The organism is Novosphingobium rhizovicinum, assembly GCF_040813635.1.
GTDB classification, from domain to species: Bacteria; Pseudomonadota; Alphaproteobacteria; order Sphingomonadales; family Sphingomonadaceae; genus Novosphingobium; species Novosphingobium rhizovicinum.
The window spans coordinates 1-5,916 of the sequence record NZ_JBFNXR010000041.1; the positions used below are offsets into that span (position 1 = coordinate 1).

General features: G+C 61.6%; 3 protein-coding genes and 3 pseudogenes. All 6 read left to right on the forward strand.

Features of this window, described 5'->3' with window-relative positions:
• Positions 1-74 precede the first annotated feature (74 nt).
• The 6 genes and pseudogenes from ABUH87_RS11015 to ABUH87_RS11035 all read left to right on the forward strand — a co-directional run bounded on the left by ABUH87_RS11015 (position 75) and on the right by ABUH87_RS11035 (position 5,884).
• Complete coding sequence (locus tag ABUH87_RS11015) at positions 75-1,163, forward strand: IS5 family transposase (protein ID WP_367767718.1); 1,089 nt, start codon at positions 75-77, stop codon at positions 1,161-1,163.
• 224 nt (positions 1,164-1,387) lie between these two features.
• Positions 1,388-2,568: pseudogene (locus ABUH87_RS11020) on the forward strand (IS256 family transposase).
• A gap of 394 nt (positions 2,569-2,962) precedes the next feature.
• A pseudogene (locus ABUH87_RS11025) lies at positions 2,963-3,778 on the forward strand (SGNH/GDSL hydrolase family protein); the annotation flags it as partial.
• 48 nt (positions 3,779-3,826) lie between these two features.
• A pseudogene (locus tag ABUH87_RS18420) lies at positions 3,827-3,952 on the forward strand (PEPxxWA-CTERM sorting domain-containing protein); the annotation flags it as partial.
• A 404-nt stretch (positions 3,953-4,356) separates the two neighbouring features.
• Entirely contained in the window at positions 4,357-4,656 is a 300-nt protein-coding gene (locus ABUH87_RS11030) for a hypothetical protein (protein WP_367773499.1), read from the forward strand.
• Between the two features lie 56 nt (positions 4,657-4,712).
• A protein-coding gene (locus tag ABUH87_RS11035; RefSeq protein ID WP_367769135.1) for an IS3 family transposase occupies positions 4,713-5,884 on the forward strand; the annotation gives its coding sequence in 2 pieces (ribosomal slippage) (positions 4,713-4,965 and positions 4,965-5,884; 1,173 coding nt in all).
• Positions 5,885-5,916 lie beyond the last annotated feature (32 nt).

Below are 5,916 nucleotides of genomic sequence, written 5' to 3' on the forward strand. Positions count from 1 at the left end.
TGGACGCCTCGAAAAACCTCTGGCGCATAGCGGCCTGAGCTGATTCACTGCCTTTCGTGAGAGCGGAGGCGATGATGGCGGGACAGCCGGGTTTCTTTGACCTTTCGGACCGATACGAGGCGCTCAGCGCCGCGGGCGATCCGCTTGAACGGCTTACGGCCGTCGTCGACTTCGAGGTTTTCCGCGGTCCGTTGGTGGCGGCGCTGCGGCGGAGCGCCCGCGGCAAGGGGGGCAGGCCGCCGTTCGATCCGGTCCTGATGTTCAAGATCTTGGTGCTCCAGGCACTGTATTCGCTGTCGGACGAGGCGACCGAGTTCCAGATCAAGGACCGGCTCTCGTTCCAGCGGTTCCTGGGGCTCGGGCTGGACGGCACGGTGCCCGACGCGACGACGGTGTGGCTTTTCCGCGAGAGGCTGGTCAAAGCCAAGGCGATCGACCGGCTGTTCGTCCGCTTCAATGCGGCGCTAACCGACCGGGGCTATCTCGCCATGGGCGGGCAGATCATCGACGCCACGGTTGTACCGGCACCCAAGCAGCGCAACACCCAGGAGGAGAAGGCGGCGATCAAGGAAGGCCGGATCCCCGAGCACTGGAAGGACAAGCCTGCCAAGCTCCGCCAGAAGGACCGCGATGCGCGCTGGAGCGTCAAGTACACCAAAGCCAAGGTGAAGGAGGGCGCTGATCCCAAGGCGTTCAAGCCGGTCGACCTCGCCATCCCGATGTTCGGCTACAAGAACCACATAGGCATCGACCGCACGCATGGCCTGATCCGCACCTGGGATGCCAGCGCCGCCAATGCTCATGATGGTGCAAGGCTGCCGGTCCTCATCAGCCCTGACAACACGGCGTCGGGCGTATGGGCCGATACAGCCTACCGCTCCAAGAAGAACGAGGCGTTCCTGGCCAAAGGCATGTTCACCAGCAACATCCATCAGCGCAAGCCGCACCGCCGGCCCATGCCCAAGCGCATCACGCGAGCCAATGCGAGGCGGTCGGCAGTCCGCTCAGCCGTCGAGCACGTGTTCGCCGGCCAAAAGCACCGCATGGGGCTCGTCGTTCGCACCATCGGCATCGCCCGCGCCCGCATCAAGATCGGGATGGCAAACCTGGCCTATAACTTCCAGCGTCTCACCTGGCTCGAGGGGCGTATTGCGCCCGCATGATGCCGAAACCGGTCTTCGAGCCTTGAGCCACCACGAAATTCAGAAGATTACCGCCCCGAAACAGTGCCGAGCCGCACTTCGTGCGCCATCATACCGCCGTCACGCCGAAAATAGGCGGTTCTTCGAGGCGTCCAGCTGCCTTGGATGAGGTGGCCATCGCCGATCTTCGGTAGGGTTCGGATGCGAACTCGAACTTGGAGAAGACGAAGATGACCGATGCTAAGATGGCCCTGCTCGAGCTGGTTGAGCAAGAGGCGGATGCGGATCTCGTGCGCGAGATGCTGGCGTTTGCCGCTGAGCGCATGATGGATCTGGAGATCGAGGCGAAGACGGGCGCGCCGGTCGGCAGCCGCTCACCCGAGCGCCTCAATCACCGTAATGGCTATCGCGAGCGTGCCTGGGACACGCGTGCAGGGCGGATCGAGTTGGCGATCCCCAAGCTGAGAAAGGGAAGCTACTTCCAAGCTTTCTGGAGCCGCGCCGTACGGCGGAGAAGGCGTTGGTAGCGGTAATCCAGGAGGCCTACATTCAAGGGATCTCGACACGATCGGTCGACGATCTGGTCAAGGCCATTGGCGGCACTGGCGTTTCGAAGAGCCAGGTCAGCCGGTTGATCACCGAGATCGACGAACGGGTGAACGCCTTCCTCAATCGCCCGATCGAAGGCGAGTGGCCCTACCTGTGGATCGACGCCACGTACCTGAAGGAGCGTGAGGGCGGACGGATCGTCTCGACCGCGGTAATAGTGGCAGTGGGCGTCAACATGCTCGGCAAGCGCGAAGTGCTCGGGGTCGCGAGCGGCCCATCCGAGGCCGAAACTTTCTGGAAAAGTTTCCTGCGCTCGCTCGCCGATCGCGGCCTGCGCGGCGTGAAGCTCGTCATCTCCGACGATCACAAGGGGCTGCGCAGCGCCGCAGGCAAGGTCTTCCATGCAACCCAGCAGCGCTGCCGCGTGCACTGGATGCGCAATGCGCTGGCGCATGTCGGCCCCAAACAACGACCCGCTGTGGTCGCCATGCTCAAGACGATCTTCGCCCAGGAGAGCTCCGAAGCCGCACACGAGCAGTGGCACCACGTCGCCGATGCCCTGCGCGAACGATACGAGAAGCTTGCCATCATGATGGACGGATCTCGCGAAGAGGTGCTCGCCTACATGGCGTTTCCCAAGGAGCACTGGGCACAGATCTCGTCGACAAACCCGCTCGAGCGCGTCAACAAGGAGATCAAGCGGCGGGCCGATGTCATCGGCATCTTCCCCAACACCGCAGCCGTCATCCGCCTCGTCGGCGCGCTCATGCTGGAGCAAAATGACGAGTGGTCGGTGTCGCGCCGCTACATGACGCTGGAAACGATCGGCACGTTGAGCGATAATCCGCGCATCAGCCTGCCGGCACTGGCAGCCTGATCATCCTCGGCCCTGCCGAGGAACGGTGTTCCTACACCACGCCGTGGGACACTACCCCTCAGACGCAGGCCTATGGATCAGCGATCAGACCATTTGGGAATCCTGACTGTCGATCTGGCCTAGCAGCAGAGGAGTTCCCCCAGCGGGATTTGGAAGTCCAAGATCGCACGGCAGTGTGAGAAGTCCGGACTACCCTTTCCTCGGGCATGCACTCCTCTGAGCATAAGACTCTTATGATGGGGAACGAGTCGGCGACGAAGTCATTTTGCGAAGGGTCCCACGGACTGCTTAGGGAGAATATCAGCTAGGCAGCACCCGTGTCATGTTTATAGCCCGCCCAAGATATCAGGAGGGCTTCTGCTGCAAGTTGAAGCGAAAAAGCAGGGAGTTGCCGATGATTAGGTTTCTGGCATTCACGATCGGCATTCTCAGCACAATCGCCGCTACTCCCGCATGGGCAGACCGCGACACTCCTCACTACACATCTCTTACGGTTTTTGGCGACAGCTTAGTGGATGCGGGAAACCTCTATATAGCTAACGGGGGAACAAGACCCGACCCATCGCTTGGCTATTTTCAGAACCGCTTCACCAACGGCTACGACTATACCGATCTTCTGTCATTGGACCTGTTTGGCGTACCGACGACCCCGTCGCTGATGGGCGGCGGCAATTTCGCATTTGGGGGTGCGCGTATCGTTGATACGGGGGATGTTATTCCCGATCTTGAGGCTCAAATCAGCGCATTCCAGTCGTCCAGTCGCGGGATCGACCCCGATGGCCTTTATATCGTCAATTTCGGCGCTAACGACGTATTTGGCGCAAAAGGTGTATTTGGCGCAGAGGGGGCAATCGGTCCTTATCCTGACATAAGCAGTTACCTTTATGCAGCAGCTGACCAGTATGTCTCTGGCGTCCAGACGCTTAACAATCTCGGCGCACGCAACATCCTCATGACCGACTTCCCGCTCTGGGGCGATCCACTTACTACTGAGGCAAACGGCTATCTCAGTGCAGCGTTGTCCGGACTTAGTTTGGACAGCGATACGGACCTCTTCTTCTATAGCCTTAGCGACTTCAACCGGCGCGTGCTGACCGAGCCGGCTTCCTTCGGGCTACCCCCACAGCGAATTGACACAAACTGCATCTCCGAGGGCGCGCAAGCGACCGGTTGCACAGGTATATTCTCCTTTGATGGGATCCACCCGACAGCCGCGATCCAAGCTGCAGGCTATCGTGAAATGAACCAACTGTTCGGTCTCACTGCTGTTGCAGCGGTACCCGAGGCGGATACCTGGGCCATGCTGATTGTCGGATTTGGAGTCATCGGGGCTACAATGCGCCGTCGGTCCCGCTCAGCCCCTCAGACAGCTATTCGAGTATAGAGATCATGCGCACGGCAAAGAGGGGCGCAGCTGCCATCTTCAGTTAAGCTCAAGGCTCGTCGCTGGACGCCAGTATTCCGACTGGTAGCCGCTTATGGCCCCGCAAGCACAGTTCAGGCGTGTGTGTAGGTTACCCGCGGCGAGGTTTCTCGGCGCCGCCGCATGGCATACCCAATCGCGCCGAAGCCGACGGGCTGTAGCTTAAGCATCTATTTGCCGTTAGGTCCCCGATCGCACCGGCAGCGTATCGCGACTTTCGTGCTCGACATATACAATCGTACCGACAACGGCGCCGTTCAAGGAGCCATGATCTCGATGCCGCTCATCGGCGTGAAGATGCCGCTCCTTGAATCGCAGCTATTCTGACGCTATATTGCGTCATAACAGTTGCGTCAGGATGTATCATGGGTCTGCTGGAGTATGCCGATCACGGGCTTTTCGCGCCCAGCAAGATCGCCGCGGCCTTTCGCACCACCAGCGAGGAGGTGGCGCGTTCCGCGGGACTGGGGCGTGACGCGATCCAGCGCAAGGAGCGCGTCCGCTCCGACAAGACCCAGCGCCGCCTGAGGGAAATGGTCGAGGTGATCACGAAGACCACCCCCCGCTTCGGATCTGCGCTGATCGCCTATGCCTGGTACAGGTCGGAGCCGCTTCCCGGGTTCTCGGGTCAAACCGCCATGCAGCTCGTGCAGGAGGTGACCTGACCCCCTGATTTTCCTCCACGCTCGATTAGAGTCCGGTCCATGGAAGGACGGACGAGATGAAGCGTAAGAGGTTTTCAGAAGAGCAGATCATCGGCGTGCTGAAGGAAGCCGAGGCAGGGGCGAAGACCGCAGACCTGGCACGCCGGCACGGGGTGTCGGAAGCGACGATCTACAACTGGAAGTCGAAGTATGGCGGGCTCGAGGTATCCGAGGCTCGGCGGCTGAAGGCACTCGAGGACGAGAACGCGAAGCTCAAGCGGCTGCTGGCCGATGCGATGCTGGACCAGGCTGCGCTGAAGGATCTTCTGTCAAAAAAGTGGTGACGCCCGCCGCCAAGCGGGAAGCTGTGGCTCATCTCCGGGCCTGCCACGGGATGAGCGAGCGGCGGGCGTGCCGTGTCGTTGGTGCCGATCGCAAGGGCGTGCGCTACCGCTCGACGCGGGCCGACGATGCCGAATTGAGAGAGAAGCTGCGCGAGCTGGCGAACCAACGCCGGCGGTTCGGCTATCGCAGGCTGCATATCCTGCTGCGCCGGGAGGGCGTGATGATCAACCGGAAGAAGACCCAGCGGATCTATCGGGAGGAAGGACTGGCTGTCAGGCGGCGGCGCAGCCGCAGACGTGCGATCGGCGCGAGGGCGCCGGCACCGGTTCTGGCCCTGCCGAACCAACGCTGGAGCCTGGACTTCGTGCACGACCAGATGGCGTCGGGCCGGCGGTTCCGTGTGCTCAACGTCGTCGATGACGTGACCAGGGAGTGCCTGGCAGCGGTGCCGGACACGTCGATCTCCGGGCGCCGGGTGGTGCGCGAGCTGACCGAGCTGATCGCGAAGCGTGGCAAGCCGGGGATGATCGTCAGCGATAACGGCACGGAACTGACCTCCAACGCCGTGCTGGCATGGTGCGGGGAAATTGGCGTGGAGTGGCACTACATCGCGCCCGGCAAGCCGATGCAGAACGGCTATGTCGAGAGCTTCAACGGCCGCATGCGCGATGAGCTGCTCAATGAGACGCTCTTCCTCAGCCTCGATCACGCCCGCGCCGAGATCGCCGCGTGGGTGGAAGACTACAACCGGGAGAGGCCGCACTCGGCCCTTGGATACGACACCCCGGCGGCGTTCGCCGCCGAACTGCAACAGCAATGGCCTGCTCCGCTACGCCCTACGGGCTCCGCTGCGCAGCCCATTGCTTCAACCGCGCTCATGCGCAAAACAACCGCCCGGCTCTAATCCCAGCTGGAGGAAAGCTGGGGGTCAGGTCA